We start from the raw sequence: 18,175 nt of genomic DNA, 5'->3' as shown, positions 1-18,175 counted from the left end.
CCGGTGAAACGTTCCCGATCCCGGCAGTCAATCGGCTACGCGTGGAGACGGCAACCGCCATTGGCCCCTGACTTGCCCGGCGCCGTTGCCGTAGGCTGCGCCGATCACAGCTCGTACCGCGCGCCGTCCTCGGCGACCGCCGCCCCCGCGGCGGCGATCCGACCCCTCGCCGCGCAGTCCCGCGCGACAACCGGGTTGGTGTTGTTCAGGTGCGTGTAGAGCCACCGCGTCGAACCCGGCCGCAGCAGCGGAAGCGACTCCGCGATCGGCAGGTGCCCCATGGCGCGCTGGTCGCCGCGACCGGTGCTGGTGGACATCTCGTCCGGACCGAGGAAGGTGCCGTCGAGCAACGCGCAGGTCGCGCCCGAGGTGAACTCGTCGAACCCGTCAGGCCACCCGGCCAGGCACGGCGCGTACACCAGCGATCCGCCGGTGCCCACATCCGTGACACGGTACGCGACCACCCAGTCCGGCGCGTCTGCCGCGTCCTTCGCGTACCGGGGTCTCTTGCCGGACAGGGGAAACACCGCGCACTCCAGGCGACCCTCATCCAGCCGGAACGTGCCATCGGCCGAAAACCAGTCCCAGTGCTGGTAGTGCGCGACGAGCGGCCGCACGGCGACAGCGTCAAGCACCGGAGGTGGCGCCCACACCGTCAGTGAACCTTCACGGAGCAAGGCCAGCCCTAGGGTGTGGTCAAGCTCGGCATCGGTAAGCAGCGCACCACGAATCGGGGTCTGACGCCTACCGGGACCAGGCGCAAGCTCTGGCGTACAGATGATCTGGGCGCGTAGGTCCGGGGAAGCGTTGAGCAGGTACCAGTTCCGACCGGTCGCGCTTACCGCTACGCAGTCCTGCAAACGCGGCAGCACGGCAGAGTCACCTTCACGAGAGCGCTCACACAGCTCGCACGCACAGTTCCACTGCGGCAGCCCTCCCCCAGCCGCAGTACCCAGGACGACAACCCTCATCCGCGCATCACGAACGGCACGTCCACCGCCGGGGCGACCGCCTGCTCGACCACACCGTGATGTGGCGACAACGCACACACCGGATCGGTGTTCTCCGCCGCCCCGGTCAACAGGAACGCCTGACAGCGGCAACCACCGAAGTCGACACCACGGCGATCGCACGACCGGCAGGGCTCACGCATCCACTCCTCGCCCCGGTAGGCGTTGAACGACGACGACTCGTACCAGATCTCGGCCAGCGGCCGCTCTGTCACGTTGTCGAACTCCAACGACGTGATCACGTGCGCTGACGGGCACGGCAGCACCGTGCCATCGGGCGCCACGGTCAACTGCCGCGCGCCCCAACCGTGCATACAGGGCTTCGGGAGCCGGTCCTGGTAGTCGGCCAGCACGTAGACCACCTCCACCCGCCCCGCGAGCCGTCGCCGGGCAGCCCGGACGACCGGCTCGGCGGCGTCGAGCTGGGCCCGGGTCGGCATGAGTGCGGCTCGATTGCGCAACGCCCAGCCGTAGAACTGGGTGTTCGCCAGCTCCAACCGGTCAGCGCCGAGCTCCTCCGCGAGGTCGATGATCGCGCCAACCTGATCGTGGTTACGACGGTGCAAGACAACGTTCACCGTCAGCGGTAGACCTGCCTCACGGATCGCAGCGGCAGCAGCCTTCTTGTGCTTAGCGGCACGCGCCCCAGCGATGATGTCCGCTCGCTCCTCGTCCGCGGCCTGCACCGACAGCTGCACGTGCTCGACGCCGCGCCGCGCGAGATCAGCCATGCGCTCGTGGGTCAGGCCCAAGCCGCTGGTGACCAGGTTGACGTAGCAACCCAGCCCGTGCGCGTGGCCGACCAGCTCGGGGAGGTCACGGCGGGCCAGGGGCTCACCACCGGAGAGGTGGACCTGGAGCACGCCCAACGCCCTGGCCTGGGTGAGGACCGACCGCCACTGGTCGGTGGTCAGCTCGCGGTCGCGCCGGACCAGCTCCAGCGGGTTGGAGCAGTACGGGCAGTGCAGCGGGCAGCGGTGGGTCAGCTCGGCGAGCATGCCGAACGGGGGTGACGCGGTCATCCGGTCCCTCCGGTCTCCTCGGGGCGCAGCACGCCGCGCGCGACCAGCCCGCGCAGCAGGGTCAGCACGTCGTCACCGCGCACGTCCGCGTACCGCCCGGCCAGCCCGCCGACGATGTCGGGCACCGTGGCCACCCCGTCGCACGCGCCCACGACGGCCGCGGCGGTGGCGTTGAGGACCAGGACACCCTCGGGGAAGAGCACGACTGGGGTCCGCCGCACGGTGTCGAACCCCAGTCGCGCACCCCGCCGCAGCCGCGGCGCCCACGCGCTCACCGGGTCCCCGCCGCGTCGATGGCACTGAGCATGGACCAGAGCACGTCGCACTTGAACGCCAAAGCGGCCACGGCGGCGTCCTGGTCGGGCCGCGTGCGGCAGTGCGCGAGCACCAGGTCGACCGCTTGCTTGCCCTCGCCCGCCACGGCCTCGACCCGGGTGGTGAAGTAGGCGAGGTCGTCCGGCGAGATCCAGTCGTAGTGCGCCAGGACATCGGTGATCCGACGACGCATCAGATGACCCGCGAACATCTCGGTAAGCCCGGACGCCACCGCCATCACCCACGGCTGCGTCCGCGCGAACGACACATACGCGTCCACCGCGAACCTCACCGCAGGCACCACATGCCGCTCGTCGAGCACCTCAGCGCGGTAGAGACCTAGCGCCTCACACAACCGGAGCCAGTCTTCCCTGCCACCCTCGTTATCACCGGCGCCGTCGTGGTAGACGATCCGCTCTAGCCACAGCCTGCGGACCTCAGGAATAGGGCAGTTGCTGATGATCGCGGCGTCCTTGCACGGTAGGACACTCTGGTAGTACCAGCGGTTCGCTGCCCACGTGCGCAGTTCGGCCGGGGTGAGGGTCCCGGCATGCATGCGCACGTGGAAGGGATGCGACCCCCAGTAGCGACTGGAGAGCGCACGCAACGCCGCAAGAAACTCGTCCCGCGCCAACGGCTCCGTCAACGGTTAGTCCTGCCGCGCAACGTACGCAGTAACCTCCATCGGCGTGTCGTAGTCGTCGAACACCGGCACAACCCACGGCTCACGGTCGTCACCCATGGTCGCTCCTTCTCTCGGGACACCAACCCACCCAGCATGGCCACCCACCCCTGAGCCCTGCTGGACCCCCGCTGGACCGGCTCAGGGCGTCGACTCGTCGGACTTCTCCGGCTCCTCGTCCGGCTCCCCGCGCTTGATCAGCAGAGCGCTACCGCCGTCGTCCGCTGTCGTATCGGTGCCTGGCGCGGCGGTACGGCTCCGTTTGGTCCGCTCCAACCACCTGCCCGCGACGTCGTCCGGGTGGTCGCTCAGCTTCGCCGCCTTCCGCTTCGGTCGCCGCTCGCCCACCGGGGAGTCCGTGAGCCGCGACTCGGTCGCCACGGGTGCCCTGCGCTCGACGGGCGACTCGCGCTCGACCTCCTTCTCGCGCTCTATCTCTTTCTCGCGCTCGGCGGGCTTCCCGAACACCACAGGCGCCCCGCGCTCGATCGTGGGACGCCCCTGGAAGGGCTTCGACTCGCGGGCGGTGCGCTTGGCGATCCGCCGCCTGGGTTTCGTCTCCGCGGCGATGGCCTCGAAGACCGCGACCATGGCCGTCAACCTGGCGACGAGCTCGGTGAGCGCGGACTCGGGGACCTCCCCGTCCTGCGCCGTGCGGGCCATCGAGTAGATGGACTCGCCGACGGGCACCAGCACGCCCTGCACGCGGGGGACGAACCGGTCGGCGCCGCCCGTGCGCGCGGGCTTGCCCTCGTCCTGGGCCATGAGGTCCGTACCGAGGGTGAACGCCAGTTCGTGCAGGGCCTCGACCACGACCGCACGGGGAAGCGGGTCGACCGCGGGCAGCATCCCGGTCAGGAGCTCCAGCGGATCGTGCTCGGCGAGGTGTGCCTCGACAGCGCCTTGGCCCGCGTGGTGGGCGGTCGCGCGGATCTTGGCAGTGACCGCGCCTGCCAGGTCACCGATCGAGTCGAATCGCTCCTTCTTGGCCGCGACCCGCAGGGCAAGCTCGGTGCAACTGCGGGACGCGTACCCGATGACGGTGTTCTGCGGGCCGTGCCCCAGGTTCAGGGTGAACTCGCACAGGTCGAGCGCCCGGGCCAGGCCGAGCGCGGCGGCGGCGAGTTCGGCACCGAGGTCCGGGGCGCGCTCGCCGGAGAGCAGGCGCAGCCGGGCGGTCAGGGTGTTGATCGCCACCGCGGCGATGCCCTGATCAGCGGGATCGATGAACCGCACGCGACCGAGGACGGCGGGCAACGCGCGGAACCACGACGACATCACCACGTGCCTGAGGTGGACCTGCCTGCGCTTGAGCCCGAGCACCCGCGCGGCGTGGTCGCGGTCGAACCTGTCCTCGACGTGGCTGTCCCACGGGTGCCGCTTGGACACCGAAAGCACGCCGAGGTACCTGCCGGGCGTTCCCGACAAACGGGTCCGGTGCACGTTGATCGCCTGCACGACCGCGCGCGGCAACGGCGTGCTGCCCGTCACCGCGCCGACGGTGATGGTCGTGTTCGGGCTGTGCAGGTAGCCGTTGAACGTGTCCCAGGTCAGGCGGTGCACTCCAGGCTGGATGTGCTCGCGGAACCACCACGCGTGGTCGACGGGGGTGACGCCCTCCGCGGCGCGGCGCGAGTGGCGGCGAGCCCATGCCACCCGCTTCTGGGCGTGTGCGACGAGGGCGGGGTTCTTGGCCAGGACGTCGACCAGGTCGGCTCCCCCGACATCGATCACCCGTTGGACCGGCATCAGGCTCAATACGGCGCGGTTGCCCGCCGCGCGTTGCAGGGCGAGCACCCCCGCGAGCCGCGGATCCCGGATGGGCGCGTTCTGACTCCTCGACGCGTGTTCCTGCCGTATCCGCTCCACGAGGACAGTAGGCGGCCGCCGCCGGTCGACGGTCAAGGAACGCGGGGGTAAGTCCCCCGACCGTGCTCGACGCCGTGGCCATCAGTCCGGCGGCGCCAGGTCGACCACCTCCGTCCCGGGCTGCTTGGCAACCGATGCGGTGGATCTTGCCGGGCAGGTTTGACTGTACTACGGGTTATCTTGATAGTGCATAGCTGATAAAAAGATCGGTTGAGTGAGGTCCCGCAGGGTGGATTGCCGGAGACAGCGCTGTGGCCCGCGGGGGTGGAGATCCCCGCGGGCCACAGCGTCAGCACATCCGGCCGGGGCCGAACGTGGGTCCAGCTCTGGTTATGCCTTCTTGCGCCTGTCGCGGCTGCCGAGCAGTACGAGCACGCCCGCGACCATGAACACCAACGACCAGCCGAAGAGGGCGACCGTGGCCGTGGTGCCGGTGGCGGCGAGGCCACCCTGGGCGGCGGGTTCGGCTTCCTCGGCGTCTCCGCCGCCGGGGACGACGTCGTCCGCTGGGACGGTCGCCTCGGACGGCTCGGAGGTCACCGTGTCCCCGCCGCCGGTGTCGCCGGAGGCGGTGGCCACGTTGTGGACGGTGCCCGAGTCGACATCGGCCTGGGTGACCACGTAGCCGAGCTTGGCGCAGGTGACCGACTCGCCCGGGTCGAGGGTCGTGTCGGGGCAGACCACGTCGGTGATCTTCGGGTCGTCGACGTGGATGCCGCTGAGCGCGACGTCACCGGTGTTGGTGACCAGGAAGGTGTAGTCGATCAGCTCGCCGACGTCGGCCAGGTCGTCGCCGTCGGTGTCGCGCAGGGCGGCCGACTTCACCAGGGTGATCGCCGGGGCGTCCCCTGCCTCGTTCGGGTCCTCACCCGAGACGATCTCGGTGGTGGGCACGTCCGCGGTGTCGGGCGGGGTCACGTACGGCGGGTCGGTGCCCGGGGGCTGCCCGGACGCGGTCGCCTCGTTGTGCACGACCCCGATCGCGACGTCCGCCTCGGTGACCTCGTACGGCTCCGAGGAGCAGGTCGTGGTCTCCCCCGGCTGCAGGGTCGTCACCGGGCAGGTGACCACACCCGCCTTCGGGTCGTCGACCTTGATGTCGGTCATCGGCACGTTGCCGATGTTGACCAGCACGAAGGTGTAGACGATGGTCTCGCCCACGCTGGCGAAGCCGTCGGAGTCCACGTCGTCGAGGGTGGCGATCTTGTCCAGGGTCAGGCCCGGGTACGCGATCGGGACCTCGGCGATGGCGGGCGGGGTCTGCACCACCGGGCCGACCGGCGGGGTGCCGAAGCCGACCGCGACGTTGCGGACGATCCCGGCGGCGATGTCGTCCCCGGTCACCAGGTACGGCGCCGCGGTGCAGGTGGTGCTCGCGCCGGGGGCCAGCGAGGCCACCGGGCAGGTCACCGCCCCGGCCTTGGGGTCGTCCACCCGGATCTGGGTCAGCGTCAGGTTGCCGGTGTTGGTCAGCACGAACGAGTAGTTGATGTACTCGCCCTTGTCGGCCAGGTCGTTGTCGTTGAGGTCGACCAGGTCGGCCCGCTTCGACAGGGTCAGCCCGGGGTTCGGGCCCGCGGTCGGCGTCACCGTCGAGTCGGGCGGCGAGACGACCTCGGTCTGGCCCGCGTCACCAAGGTCGGCGACGGCGAGCGCGGTGTTGGCGACCTCGCCGAGCAGGATGTCGGTCTCGGTCACCCGGTGCGGGGCGGTGGCGACGCAGGTGGTGGTCGCCAGCACGGCCAGGTCGGTGATCGGGCAGGTCACCTGGCCCGCGATCGGGTCGACGATGTGCAGCCGGAACAGCGGCGTGGTGCCGTTGTTGACCACCAGGAACGACCACTGGATGTTCTCGCCCAGGTCGGCGAGACCGTTGCCGTTGGTGTCACCGAGCACCGCGATCTTGTCGAGCGCGAGGCCGGGGACGGCGACGAAGGTAGGCGTGTTGGTGCGCGACTCCAGCGACACGACGACCGAGGCGTCCGGTGCGGCACCGCGGGCGGTGGCCACGTTGACGACCTCGGCGGCCGCCACGTCCGCGGTGGTCGTGATGTGCGGCGCGTTCGAGGTGCAGGTGGTGCTCTCCTGCGGGATCAGCGTCGTCTTCGGGCAGGTGGTGCCGGTCAGCAGCGGGTCGACGATGTTCAGACCGGTGACGGTCACGTTGCCGACGTTGGTCACCGCGAAGGTGTAGTTGATCGCCTCGCCCGCGTCGGCCAGGCCGTTGCCGTTGCCGTCGACCAGGATGTCGTCCTTGACCAGGCCCAGCACCGGCGCCGGGTCGAAGACCGGGATGGTGACGGTGATCGGCACCGAGCGGACCCGGGTGCCGTTGGGCGCGGTGCCGACCGCGGTGCCGATGCCGAGCACCGCGCCGACCTCGACGTCGTGCTGGTTGATCGTGTAGAGCCCGCGCGGGCACGAGGCGCTCGCCTCGGGCAGCATCGACGCCTGCGGGCAGAGCGTCTCGGCGTTGCCGCTGAGCACGCCCTCGACGATGACGTCGGTGAGGGTCACGTTGCCGGTGTTGTTGATGGTGACGCTGAACTGGATCTGCTCGCCGAGGTCGCCGAGCCCGTTGCCGTTGGCGTCGATCAGCTGGGCGGTGTGCGTGAGCCCGATCGAGGGGCTCGGCACGAACACCGGGATGGACGAGGTGACCGGCTCGGACAGCGCCACGACACCGCCCGCGGAGGTGCCCCTGGCCCGCACGGCGCGCGTGACCACGCCCGCCGCCGCGTCCTGCGGGGTCACCACGTACGGGATGGACTGCGTGCAGACCGCGGTGGCCCCGGACTGGATGACCAGGGCGGGCGCGCACCCGGACGGCGACTGCGCGCCGGTGACGATGACGACGTTGACGTTGCTCAGCGCCACGTTGCCGTTGTTGGTGATGGTCGCTTGGAACCGGACCGTCTCCCCCGCCTCGACGTGACCGTCCCCGTTCTCGTCCCCCGGGGTGTAGGTCTGCGAGATGGTGAGCGCGGGCGCGGGCACGAAGGTCGGCGTGGTCGAGGTCGACGGCGCCGAGGTGACGGTCGCGCCGCTCGGGGCGACGCCGCTCACGGTCGCGGTGTGCGCGACCGAGCCGTTCACCGCGTCCTGCGCCGTGATGACGTACCGGGTCGGGCGCGCGCACTCCACCGTCTGGTTGGGCTGGAGCGTGGTGATCACGCCCGCGCACGGGTTGGCGGTCAGGTCGTCGCCGGTGACGACGACGCCGGTGAGCGGCACGTTGCCCGAGTTCGACACCAGGAACCGGTAGTCGATCTCCTCGCCGACCTCGCCCACGGTGTCGCCGTTGGTGTCGATCAGGTTCGCGGTGCGGACCAGATCGATCGCGGGCGCGGCGGCGAAGGTCGGAGTGTTGGTGACCACGGGCGCGGACGCGACGAGTTCGCCGTCCGGCGCGGTCGCGGTGGCCGTGCTGGTCGTGACCACCTGACCCGCGGTGACGTCCGCGGCGTTGACCACGTGCGCCGGTGCGGAGCAGGTCGTGCTCTGCCCCAGTGACAGCGTCGTGGCGGCACACGTGACGGTGCCCGCTCCGTTGTGCTGCACGTTGAGGTTGAACAGGGTCACGTTGCCCTGGTTGTGCGCCTCTAGGGCGTAGGTGATGTTCTCGCCGATGTCACCGACACCGTTGCCGTTGGTGTCATTCAGGCTCGCGGAGCCGAGTAGGGCCACCGACGGCGCGGGGGCCGCGGTGGTGGTGACGGTGACGGCCTCGTTGTTGCCCGTGTTGGAGTCGCTGTCCGTGGGGCCAGTCGCCACCGACGCGTTATTCACGAGCGGGAAGGTGAAGGGCGTCGGCGTGGTCGCGTTGATTCGGAACGTGGCCGACGCACCGGCGGCAAGCGCGCCGCCCGCGCAAGAAACGAGAACTCCGGCTACCGAACAGCCCGCGGTAGGGCTAGAGGCCCCGGTTACGGAAATGGGCAAGGTGTCAGTAACGGTGAAAGACGATGCCGACCCGGGGCCGTTATTGCGAACGGTCAGGGTCCAGGAAATCGGAGCGCCCGCGTTGGCCGCCTCCGCGGCGTACACGCTCAGCGCGAGGTCGACCGTCGCACGCGGACCGACCTCTTGCTGGACGCCGGGCGCGTCCTCGACGACCGGGGCCTGCTCGACCGCGGGCTCCTTCTGGGGTTCACCCGAGGGGGTTTCCGCCGGTGGCACCGGGTCGACCGGCGCGGTCTCGGCCGGGGGCTCCTCGGCGGGCGGGGTGTCCACTGGGGAATCCCCGGTGGACGGCGCGGGGGACGCGGGATCGGACAGTTCGGACTCGGTGGTCGGCTCGGCCGTGACCTCCACTTGAGTGGGGTCCACCGGGTCCGGGTCGGCGAGCACGGGGCCACCCGTGGACACCAGTGTCGCCAGCACCAGCAGCACGACGGCGGCTTTCGCGCCGGATCTGCGGGTCATGGGGGACGGGAAAGGCCCATCCGCCGCTTCTGGGGACTTGCGTTTGAGCATCCCGCACCTCACCACATGGTCGGACCAACCAGGAAGTTCCCTGGGTGGATTCAAAGACTAGGGCTGGTGCGGCGGCGGACAACGCCGGCAACCACTGTCCACCCGGAAGAGTGGCCAAGGGTGATTAAGGTGCGGGCACTCGTCACCGATCTATTCCGAATTCGGCGGAAGGGCTAACCCGATTTCCCGTCCTTGCACCGGATCGAGGGGGATCGGCGCTGTAACGCTTCCATGATCACCGCGATTGGATCACCCTGGGCAGGCTGAAGTAGGCGGTCAGCGTGCCCCGTTCGGCGTCGATGTCGAGGTCGACCCGCTCGGCGACCCTGCTGATGACCCGCAGCCGCCGCTCGCCGGGGTGCTCGCCGCGCTGGGCGCGGGCGGTCCAGGTGAAGTGGTCGACCGCGGTGAGCACCACGACCTCGCGGTCCCAGTGCAGGGTGAGAGTGGCGTCCCGGTCGTCGCGCGGCTGGTCGACGGCGTCGCTGAGGGCCTCGTGGGCGGCCAGCACGACGTCCTGGCGCACCGCGGCGGGCACGCGCAGGCAGGCGAGCCAGCCCCGCACCCGCCTGCGCAGCGGCGCCAGCTGCTCAGCCCGCGCGGGCACGGTCGTGCTGAACACGGCCAGGTCCTGGTGGGTCGTCATGTCCCAGGGACTGCCCGCCGTCGCGCTCCGCCACACCCAATGGTTCAACCAATCACATCGGGCTGCGCTGATCGGGTGACCGCCGCTGCCTGCGTGTGAGGACGCTCAGTCGCAGACGACGGACGGTTCGCCGGGCTGGGCGGGGACGCTGACGGCATTCCACGCGGCCTTGACGGCCTTGTAGTCAGAGCAGTTGCCCGGGGTTAGATCAAGCGCGAGCCTCAGCGTGAGGATGCGGTACTTCTGGTATGTCATGCCGGAGACCTTGCGAAGCATCGCGCCGTAGAGAATCTTGATTGCCCTATCGACTCCGATGCCGCGGATTGTGCTGCCGTCACAGGTAGGGCTAGCGGGCAAGCCGTTGTCGGGGCGTGAACCGGCTGCTAGAAGAGCGAACCAGTGGTCACCGACTCCCGCGGCCGAGTACGGCTCGGCGGTGGGGACGGCGGATGAGTAGCAGTTGATCCCGCCGCTGGCCGCGGGGTTGGACATGTTGCGCGGGTTGGTGCTCGGGCGTTCGCCGATGAGCAGGTCCGCGGTGGTTTGACCACTGAACCACTCGGTGGCCGCGCCGAACGCGTCGGCGACGAACTCACCGGTCCCGTTGCCGGAAGGGCCACCGGGGGTCGTGCGGTCGATCAACAAGCCGTACTCGCGACCAACCAGGTCGAGCGAGCCGACCCACTGGCCCGCGGAGTTGTAGCCGACCCAGATCCGCCCGCCGGTGGTGCCCAATCCCTGGCGCGGCTCCCCCACCTTGAGGCCGAGGCCGGGGCGCCCGTTGCCATCGGCACCGTTGCGGCCCAGCCAGCGGACGGTCATGCGCTGGAAGGTCTGCGCGGCGTAGTAGGCGTCGACGCAGCCGGTCTCGCGATCGGTCGGGTTCCCGTTGCCCCAGACGTCATCCGGTCCGCTGAACACCGTGCCGGTGACCGCGTCCACGCAGTCCAGGCCGGGCCACCGCGGATCGCGCATCAGGTAGGTGGTCCCGGACTGCGATGTCTCGATGGTCACCGGATTCCGGTTCCAGGCACCGGTTCCCGTGCCCGCGGGTCGGGCGTGCGCCGGGGTGACCACGGCGAGGCTCGCGACCACACCAATGATGAGTCCACGTACGTGGATTGTCCGGTTTCCCACGGTGTCCCCCAAGATTGTCGGCTCGGGTCCAGGGTCGACCGGAACCGCGTGCGGCACAAGGGTTCACCAGCGTCACCAGATAACCAGGTGGACCGACAGCCAGGGTTGGCGAATTCCCAACAGTGGACTTCGGACGGCCGTGCGGGTCATTATGGTCTAGACCTTTGTTCCCTGCCGCAGAGGAGACCGCAGATGGGCATCCGCCGTGCCGCCACCACCGTGGTGGCCCTGACCGGGGCGCTGCTGGCCGCGACCGTGCTGGTCGCCGCGCCCGCGTCCGCCCACGGGTCGATGGGCAACCCGGTGAGCCGCATCTACCAGTGCTTCACCGAGGGTCCGGAGAACCCGCGCTCGGCCGCGTGCAAGGCCGCCGTCCAGGTCGGGCAGAGCTGGCCGATCTACGACTGGGACGAGGTGAACCAGCCCAACGCCAACGGCAACAGCCGCCAGATCATCCCCGACGGCAAGCTGTGCAGCGCGGGCCGCGACAAGTACAAGGGCCTGGACCTCCCCCGCGCCGACTGGCCCGCCACCACCCTGCCGACCGGCGCGTACACGTTCACCTACAAGGCCACCGCGCCGCACCCGGGCACCTTCGAGCTGTACGTGACCAAGCAGGGTTACGACGCGACCAAGCCGCTGAAGTGGTCCGACCTCGAGGCCACGCCGTTCTACAAGCAACTCAACCCCCCGCGCGCCAGCGGCTCGTACCAGCTCAAGGCCACGATCCCAGGTGGGCGCACGGGTCGGCACCTCATCTTCTCCATCTGGCAGCGCCACTACCCCGACAGCGGCGAGGCGTTCTACAGCTGTTCGGACGTGCTCTTCAACTGACCCAAACCGGCCGCGGGGCGCCGTCCCACCCGCGGCCAGGTCAGTCGACTATCGAGACACGGTGCGCGGCGCCGCGCCCGGGCGGGGTCATGCTGGTCCGCCTGCGCGGTTCGTGCGTCCTGATGGGTGATTGGCCGTTGGTCGGTTCGACGGGGTGTGCATGTGGTTCCGCTGGGGGTGTGAACTGCTCCGGCTATCAGGTGATGGGGGTTTCGGCGCCGGTCTGGCCGCGGCCATGGTGGGGGTAGTTGATCATCTTCCCGCACCTGGAGCGTTCACCGATGCCCGAGCAGGACCAGCCCGTCGTCGAGCCGTTCGGGTTCCTCGCACCGCTGCCCAAGCCGATCCCCACTCCCGCGCCGGAGCCCGACGAGACCTGGCCGCTGCCCGGTGGCACGGCGTGGGTCTACTACGGCGAGGGCCAGCGGGGCCTCGTGCGGCCGGTGCTGCTGGCCGATGGCTTCAACAGCGGTCCCAGCGACCTCGACGAGCTGTGGGACGGCTTGGAGCGCGGCGAGTTCCCGTTCGTGTCCGGGGTGCGGCAGCGGGGTCGCACGCTGGTGCTCATCGGCTACGACGAGCGCAGCGAATCGATCCTGCGCAACGCCGAGGCCGTGACGGCCGCGATCCTGCGGGCGGGCGCCGAGCAGATCGGGGACGCCCGGTTGCTGGTCGGCGGTTTCAGCATGGGTGGCCTGGTCACCCGGTACGCGCTGGCCAAGCTGGAACGCCAGCGGGTCGACCACCGCGTCGGCGTCTACCTGTCCTACGACAGCCCCCACCGCGGCGCGTGGGTGCCGATCGCGCTGCAGAACCTGGCGCACTTCCTGACCTCCGTGCCCGCGTTGTCCGAGCAGATCAACAGCCCGGCCTCGCGGCAACTGCTGTGGCGCCACGTGGAGAGCGTCGGAGCGGAGCCCCGGGTCGACCCCCTGCGCGCGGAGTTCCTCGCCGAACTCGACCGCGTGGGCGGTTGGCCGCGGATCCCCCGCCTGCTCGGCGTGGCCAACGGCGTCGGTACCGGCCAAGGCAACGGGGTCCCCGCCGGTGAGAGCGCGCTGAGGGTCGAGGGCGGTTGGTTCACCGGGACCGACCTCAGGACCCAGTCGGTGGGCGAGGCGGACGTCGCCCGGCTCAAGGGTGTGCTCAACGAGCACCAGATCACCACGTCCGGGCTGCCGGAACTCGACGGCGCGCCGGGCGGCACCCTGGAGACCTTCGGCATCGCGGGCGACAAGCTCAAGGTCACCGGCAAGGTGACGATCGCGCACCGCACGGTCGCGTTCGTGCCGACCGTCAGCGCCGTGGCCATCGCCGACCTGGACGACCCCTACACCGTCGTGAACGACCTGGCACCCGAGCGCAGCGAACTGGACGACTTCCTCGTGGCGGGCCGCAACGACCCCCACACCAAGATCACCGCCGAACTCGGCGAGTGGATCCTGGACCGCCTGCCCGACTAGGCCGCGACACCGAGCCGTCCTCGGGGCGGGCGGGCACCAGTGGTGCCGTCCGCCCCGAGCGGCGGGGTCGGCGCACGCGTCACCCGAAGTCGTCGCCCCGGAGTTCGGCTCGGGAGGTCACGCCCAGTTTGCGCAGAACGCGGGCGGCGTGTTGTTCCACCGTGCGGGAGGACAGGAACAGGACCTCGGCGATCTCCCGGTTCGTGCGGCCCGCGGCCAGCAGGCGGGCCACCTCGTGTTCGCGCGGGGAGAGGTCGTTGCCGTAGCCGCGGCGGCCGCGGCGGGAGGGTTTGGCGCCGCCCGCGGTGCGGAGCAGGTGGCGGCAGCGGGCGGCATCGCGGGTGGCGCCCAGCGTGTCGAACGTGTCGATGAGGGCGGACAGCGATTCGGCGCCCTTGTCGGGGTCGCGGTCGAGTGTGCAGACGGCTTCGCGTTCCGCGACCAGAGCGGCGTAGTACGGGGCGGGAAGGCTTTCGTAGCCGATGATCGAGTCCCGGTAGTGCGCCTGTGCCGCGTCGAGATCACCGCGGGCTTCGCAGAGCCTGCCCCGGCACTGGGCGAGGGCCGCGACGCTGAGCGGTACGTCCAGGTCGGCGATCCCCGAGGCCATCGAGTCCACGAACGCCTCGGCGTCCAACTCCCGGCCCGCGGCCAGCAAGCTCGCCACGGCGGCCGGACCGAGTTCCGGCGACCACGCCCACACGCCCTTGGCGCGCAGGATCTCCACGCCCCGGTCAGCGTCCACACAGGCCCGGACGACGTCGTCCTGTGCGAGCGCGGTCAGTGCCAGCGCGGCGCACCCGGCGACGGCCACCGGGGTGATCGCCTCCTCCGGGGTGAAGGCGCCGGTCTCGGTCAGGTGGCTGATCGCCTCGCCCCACTCGCCGCGGGCCATCGCCAGCGAGCCGAGGACCAGGCTCAGCTCGCTGGAGTTGGGGAACAGGTCGCGGTACTCCTCGAGCAGGCGCAGGGACCGGTCGACGAGGCCGTCCCACTGGCCGGTGAGCCAGTCGAGGCGGGCGCGGGTGACCCGGCCGGTGCTGGCCACGAACGGCGCCCCGCTCTCGGCAGCGTGGCGCAGCCCGCTGCGCAGCAGGTCGTCGGCGAGCCGGAAGTGGCCGCTGGAGGTGCAGGCGTCGGCGAGGTTGCAGTGGATCCTGGCGAGCTGGCGCTGCTCGCCCATGGTGTCCACGGCGCGCGGCAGGGTCTCCAGCGCGGGCACCACCTGCGGGTCGCCGATGTGCAGCCGGGAACCGAGTTCGTTGGCCAGCAGGGAGAGCCGCAGCTCCGGGTCGGCGGTGGCGCGCCGGTCGCGCGTGGTGCGGTCGAGCCACACGCCGAACTCGGCCAACGGGGTCATCCCGGTGAACGGCTGCGCGAGCACCGAGGTGCCCTTGGCGGCCAGGTCCGGCCGTTCGCCGAGGTCGGCGATCGCCATCTCGATCTCCGAGCGCCCCTCCTCCGCGCCGCCCGCCTGCCGGATCAGCAGCAGGCCCCGGTAGAGCCGCACCTCGCCGCGCGCCGACGTGGACAGCCTGCGGTCGACGAGCAACCGGTCCAGCGTCGTGGTCGGGTCGACCTGGTCGATGCCCAGGTGCGCCACCTGCCCGAGCTTGACCGCCAACCGGTCGACGTCGGCGGCGGGCACCGACGGCTCGGCGAGCAGGGCGCGCAGCAGCGCCGTGGCCGCGCCCGCGTCGCCGATCCCGGTGGCGTGGTCGGCCGCCGCCTCGCCGTAGCCCAACCACGCGGCCGTGCGGCCCGCGCGGTGGCTGTGCTCGGCGAGCTGCACGAGCGGTAGCGGCTCGACCAGCCGCAGTGCGTCGATCGCCCGGTCGTGGATCTGCCCGCGGTCCGGGCCGCTGAGGGTGTCGTAGACGGCTTGCTGCGCCAGGGCGTGCCGGAACCCGTAGCGGCCCGCGTCCACCTCGTGCAGCACCTGGCCCTCGAGCGCGTGGGTGAGCGCGGCGTGGACCCGTTGCTCGCCGAGCGCGGCCACCTCGCCGAGCAGCTCGGCCGGTGCGGGCACGCCGAGCACGGCCGCCGCCTGGGCGAGGCGGGTCGCGGTGACCGGCAGCGCGGCCAGCCGCTCGGCCATGGCGTCGCGCAGCAGCACCGGGACCTCGACGGTGTCCAGGAGCCTGCGCGCGGTCGTGCTGTCCGCGTGCACCGCGCCCGCCGGGTTGCGCAGGGCCCGCAGCGTCTCCTCGACCACGAACGGGATGCCCGCGGTGCGCTCGCGCAGCTTGGTGGCGAACTCGACCGACACCACGTCCTCGCCCAGGATGGCCGCGGTCAACGCCCTGACCTCGTCGACGTCGAGCGGGCTCAGGCGCAGCACCACGCTGGCGATCCCGCTCGGCGGGCGGTACGCGGTGCCCAGCGGCATCCCGCCGGGGATGTCCTCCCGCCGGTAGGTGACCACGATCGACAGGGTCGGCGGCGGGTCGCCCATCAGGAAGCGCAGCAGCTGGCGAGACCCGCTGTCGGCCCAGTGCAGGTCCTCCACGACCAGCAGCACCGGGCCGAGCGCGCCGAGCAGCTCGCGCAGCGCGCGGAAGACCCGGTGGCGCTCCGTGCGCGGGTCACCCGTCGGGGCGGGCGGGACGGGCAGGAACTCGGCGATCTCCGGCAGCAGCGGCCCGACCACGCCCGCGACCGGGCTCAGCCTCGGGCGGTGCCGCGCCAGCAGGTCGGACGTGCCGCGCAGGGCTTCGAGCACCGCGCCGTAGGGGAACGGCTCGCCGACGGGCTGGCAGTGGCCCATGAGGACCAGCAGTGGGGACAGGTCGGTCGCCAGCAGCTCGCGGACCAGCCTGCTCTTGCCGACCCCGGCCTCGCCCTCGATCATCACCACCGCGGGCTGGGTCGGGACGGCGCAGCGCAGGGCGGTCAGCTGGTCGTCGCGGCCGACCAACACCGGAGAACTGGTGCGCATCAGGGCCGGACCACCGGACCGCCGCGCACCCGGCCTCGTCGCCCGCGCCATCGACTCACTCCCACCCACGTCGGCCCGCCACACCCGAAGGGACTCCAGGAGCCTAGGGAGCGGGACCTGCGGCCCGCGACTCCACTCCCACCCACCGCACCCCAGCGGCAGCCGCCAACCGCGATCAGCACGCCCCCGGCGCCTCCGCCAACCACGATCGACTCGCCAGGGCGGCCCACCGATCATGATCGACCCGCCCCGACCCCGACCCTGCCCTTGGCCCCGACGCCGACCATGATCAACTCGCGTGGTGGGGCCCACCCTCCCGGGGTCTGAGGTCCCACGTTCGAGCCTATCGCCGACAGGGGCCTGTCAAGAGCGGCGGCGGGAAGCTGTGGATGGCTCAAGGGGTTGGGGACAACTCGGGTCGGACCTCGATCTGGCGTCACACTGACGAGTGAGGCTCAGGCAGCGTGTCGGGGTGGGTTAGGCGCGGGTGCCCGTCACCGACACCATCGGGTACGACCACACGGTGAACGTCGGGTCTTCCAACAACGCGGAGAAGTCGGCCAAGGCTCGCGGCGACACACCGGCGGCGGCCAGTGGCCCGGCGAGCTGCTCCGCGTTCACCCGGTGCAGCTGGATCTCCTCGGAGCCGCCGCGCCACAGCGAGGTGGTGGTGTTGACCCGGACGTCGAGGAATCCTCGTGCGACGAACGTGTCCGGGAGGGATCCGGCCCAGGTGGCGTCCACCCCGCGGGATTCGAGGGCGCGCAGCAGCGGCGTGTGCACGGCGTCGAACGTCGCGACGTGGTGCGGATCCGCGGTGCGCGGGGTCGGCGGGTGCCGCAGGTCGAACTCCTCCAGGACGAGGCGGCCGCCGGGGTTGAGGGCGGCGGTGAGCCGGTCGAGGACGGCGTGGCGGTCGGGGAGGTGGATCAGGACCAGGCGGGCGTGGATGAGGTCGAAGGTGGTGTCGGGCAGCTCGTCGGTGACCACGTCGTGGCGTCGGACGGTCAAGCCCGGGCGGTCGGCCGCGGGGATCCAGTGGGGGTCGATGTCGGTGACGAGCACCGAGCCGCCCGCACCCACCTGGTCGGCGAGCCAGCGCCCGATGCCGCCATCACCGCCGCCGACCTCCCAGCAGGCCCAGCCCGGCGCGACACCCGCGGCGGCGAGCACGGCGTGGCTCGCGGCGTCGAAGGCGGCGAGCGCGGCGAAGCGGGTCTCGGCGCGGGTGTCGGCGTTGTCGAACACGTACTGGGTCATCGCGCTGCCTCCGGTCCGGGATCGACTCGCAGGATGGCACCCCCGCCCACCGGTTCGACACGGCGTTCACCCGGGAGCGGGTGCGGATCACGCGGGCGGTCCAGGGCGACCGACCCCGCACCCGGTGCCGTCACAACACCCCGTCACCCCGTTGGACCGCGACCGCCGCCCGGGGGTGCGGTGTTCCTCAGGGCACGGCACCCCCGGGCGGCACCGTCAAGTCCTATCAGGACAGTGTGGTGCGCACGGGTTCGCGGGGTGGGCCGGGCGGGGTGCCGTTGCCGAAGGGGGTGCCGCCCAGGGACTCGCGGCCGTGTGGGGTCAGCCAGGTCGCCAGGTCCGGGCCCTTGGGGACGATGCCGGTGGGGTTGATGTCGCGGTGGACCGCGTAGTAGTGCTCCTTGATCTGGGCGAAGTCGACGGTGTCGCCGAAGCCGGGGGTCTGGAACAGGTCCCTGGCGTAGGCCCAGAGCGCGGGGAGCTCGGTCAGGCGGGAGCGGTTGCACTTGAAGTGGCCGTGGTA

General features: G+C 71.2%; 13 protein-coding genes and 1 pseudogene. 2 read left to right on the top strand and 12 right to left on the bottom strand.

Annotated features, from left to right (window positions below):
• Nucleotides 1-104: 104 nt before the first annotated feature.
• The 9 genes from pqqB to BMY07_RS26780 form a co-directional block, all read right to left on the bottom strand.
• Complete coding sequence (gene pqqB / locus BMY07_RS26820; RefSeq protein ID WP_092784625.1) at nucleotides 105-971, bottom strand: pyrroloquinoline quinone biosynthesis protein PqqB; 867 nt, start codon at nucleotides 969-971, stop codon at nucleotides 105-107.
• Entirely contained in the window at nucleotides 968-2,032 is a 1,065-nt protein-coding gene (gene pqqE / locus BMY07_RS26815) for a pyrroloquinoline quinone biosynthesis protein PqqE (RefSeq protein WP_092784622.1), read from the bottom strand. Before pqqE ends, pqqB begins: the two co-directional genes overlap by 4 nt.
• Nucleotides 2,029-2,307 (bottom strand): pyrroloquinoline quinone biosynthesis peptide chaperone PqqD, encoded by a 279-nt coding sequence (pqqD, locus tag BMY07_RS26810; protein ID WP_092784619.1) that lies wholly within the window; start codon nucleotides 2,305-2,307, stop codon nucleotides 2,029-2,031. Before pqqD ends, pqqE begins: the two co-directional genes overlap by 4 nt.
• Entirely contained in the window at nucleotides 2,304-2,993 is a 690-nt protein-coding gene (gene pqqC, locus BMY07_RS26805; protein ID WP_092784616.1) for a pyrroloquinoline-quinone synthase PqqC, read from the bottom strand. The genes pqqD and pqqC overlap by 4 nt, the downstream gene beginning before the upstream one ends.
• A gap of 3 nt (nucleotides 2,994-2,996) precedes the next feature.
• Nucleotides 2,997-3,089, bottom strand: a complete 93-nt coding sequence (gene pqqA, locus BMY07_RS26800) for a pyrroloquinoline quinone precursor peptide PqqA (protein ID WP_092784613.1) — start codon at nucleotides 3,087-3,089, stop codon at nucleotides 2,997-2,999.
• An 81-nt stretch (nucleotides 3,090-3,170) separates the two neighbouring features.
• Nucleotides 3,171-4,934 carry a hypothetical protein gene (locus BMY07_RS26795; protein ID WP_143073660.1) on the bottom strand — a complete coding sequence of 588 codons (1,764 nt, stop codon included), beginning with the start codon at nucleotides 4,932-4,934 and terminating at the stop codon, nucleotides 3,171-3,173.
• 294 nt (nucleotides 4,935-5,228) lie between these two features.
• Nucleotides 5,229-9,323, bottom strand: coding sequence for a DUF7507 domain-containing protein (locus BMY07_RS26790; RefSeq protein WP_177215799.1), 4,095 nt, complete (start codon nucleotides 9,321-9,323; stop codon nucleotides 5,229-5,231).
• Nucleotides 9,324-9,609: 286 nt separating this feature from the next.
• Entirely contained in the window at nucleotides 9,610-10,020 is a 411-nt protein-coding gene (locus tag BMY07_RS26785; RefSeq protein WP_092784604.1) for an ATP-binding protein, read from the bottom strand.
• A gap of 105 nt (nucleotides 10,021-10,125) precedes the next feature.
• Nucleotides 10,126-11,115 (bottom strand): M4 family metallopeptidase, encoded by a 990-nt coding sequence (locus BMY07_RS26780; protein WP_177215798.1) that lies wholly within the window; start codon nucleotides 11,113-11,115, stop codon nucleotides 10,126-10,128.
• A 234-nt stretch (nucleotides 11,116-11,349) separates the two neighbouring features.
• Here BMY07_RS26780 and BMY07_RS26775 point away from each other — a divergent pair, with 234 nt between their 5' ends.
• Together BMY07_RS26775 and BMY07_RS26770 are read left to right on the top strand one after the other, a co-directional pair.
• Nucleotides 11,350-11,991, top strand: coding sequence for a lytic polysaccharide monooxygenase auxiliary activity family 9 protein (locus BMY07_RS26775; RefSeq protein WP_092784597.1), 642 nt, complete (start codon nucleotides 11,350-11,352; stop codon nucleotides 11,989-11,991).
• Nucleotides 11,992-12,272: 281 nt separating this feature from the next.
• Nucleotides 12,273-13,454 (top strand): esterase/lipase family protein, encoded by a 1,182-nt coding sequence (locus tag BMY07_RS26770; protein ID WP_092785142.1) that lies wholly within the window; start codon nucleotides 12,273-12,275, stop codon nucleotides 13,452-13,454.
• A gap of 79 nt (nucleotides 13,455-13,533) precedes the next feature.
• Here BMY07_RS26770 and BMY07_RS26765 read toward each other — a convergent pair whose 3' ends face one another.
• The 3 genes and pseudogenes from BMY07_RS26765 to BMY07_RS26755 all read right to left on the bottom strand — a co-directional run.
• Nucleotides 13,534-16,392 (bottom strand): ATP-binding protein, encoded by a 2,859-nt coding sequence (locus BMY07_RS26765; RefSeq protein ID WP_092784594.1) that lies wholly within the window; start codon nucleotides 16,390-16,392, stop codon nucleotides 13,534-13,536.
• Between the two features lie 477 nt (nucleotides 16,393-16,869).
• Nucleotides 16,870-17,652: a class I SAM-dependent methyltransferase gene (locus BMY07_RS26760; RefSeq protein ID WP_092784591.1), complete on the bottom strand. Its 783-nt coding sequence runs from the start codon at nucleotides 17,650-17,652 to the stop codon at nucleotides 16,870-16,872.
• A 226-nt stretch (nucleotides 17,653-17,878) separates the two neighbouring features.
• Nucleotides 17,879-18,175: pseudogene (locus BMY07_RS26755) on the bottom strand (glutathione S-transferase family protein); the annotation flags it as partial.

The organism is Actinokineospora terrae, from assembly GCF_900111175.1.
Taxonomy (GTDB): Bacteria; Actinomycetota; Actinomycetes; order Mycobacteriales; family Pseudonocardiaceae; genus Actinokineospora; species Actinokineospora terrae.
This window is presented reverse-complemented; position numbering and strand designations above follow the sequence as displayed.

Coding starts and splice junctions, on each gene's coding strand:
- pqqB (WP_092784625.1), bottom strand. CDS start 971: ATGAGGGTTGTCGTCCTGGGTACTGCGGCTGGGGGAGGGCTGCCGCAG.
- pqqE (WP_092784622.1), bottom strand. CDS start 2,032: ATGACCGCGTCACCCCCGTTCGGCATGCTCGCCGAGCTGACCCACCGC.
- pqqA (WP_092784613.1), bottom strand. CDS start 3,089: ATGGGTGACGACCGTGAGCCGTGGGTTGTGCCGGTGTTCGACGACTAC.
- BMY07_RS26790 (WP_177215799.1), bottom strand. CDS start 9,323: ATGACCCGCAGATCCGGCGCGAAAGCCGCCGTCGTGCTGCTGGTGCTG.
- BMY07_RS26785 (WP_092784604.1), bottom strand. CDS start 10,020: ATGACGACCCACCAGGACCTGGCCGTGTTCAGCACGACCGTGCCCGCG.
- BMY07_RS26775 (WP_092784597.1), top strand. CDS start 11,350: ATGGGCATCCGCCGTGCCGCCACCACCGTGGTGGCCCTGACCGGGGCG.
- BMY07_RS26770 (WP_092785142.1), top strand. CDS start 12,273: ATGCCCGAGCAGGACCAGCCCGTCGTCGAGCCGTTCGGGTTCCTCGCA.
- BMY07_RS26765 (WP_092784594.1), bottom strand. CDS start 16,392: ATGCGCACCAGTTCTCCGGTGTTGGTCGGCCGCGACGACCAGCTGACC.
- BMY07_RS26760 (WP_092784591.1), bottom strand. CDS start 17,652: ATGACCCAGTACGTGTTCGACAACGCCGACACCCGCGCCGAGACCCGC.